Source organism: Polaromonas sp. P1_G2 (genome assembly GCF_056405515.1).
Map to the genome: position 1 here is coordinate 1 of NZ_JBFUBY010001650.1, position 372 is coordinate 372.

The 372-nt window shown below is 58.3% G+C and carries 1 protein-coding gene; it reads right to left on the reverse strand.

Annotated elements, in window-relative coordinates:
- Positions 1 to 50 precede the first annotated feature (50 nt).
- A partial coding sequence (locus tag AC1D0P_RS31965) for a winged helix-turn-helix domain-containing protein (protein ID WP_477680393.1) occupies positions 51 to 372 on the reverse strand: 322 nt, incomplete at its 5' end.

The window sequence follows — 372 nt, forward strand, 5'->3', positions numbered from 1 at the left end:
TACGGGAACTGAGAAGCCTGGTGTTGATCCAGCTCAGGACCGCCATCGGATCACGCGTCGTCCTTGATCATATAACCGGCGCCACGGATGGTCCGGAGCAGCGGCTTGTCGAAATCCTTCTCGATCTTGGAGCGCAGCCGCGACACATGCACGTCGATGACATTGGTCTGTGGGTCGAAATGATAATCCCAGACATTTTCGAGCAACATGGTGCGGGTGACCACCTGGCCGGCATTCTTCATCAGATATTCGAGCAGGCGGTATTCGCGCGGCTGCAGCAGGATTTCCTTGCCGCTGCGGCGGACGGCATGCGACAGGCGGTCGAGTTCGAGATCGCCGACCTTGTAAACCATGTCCTGCTCGGGCATGCCA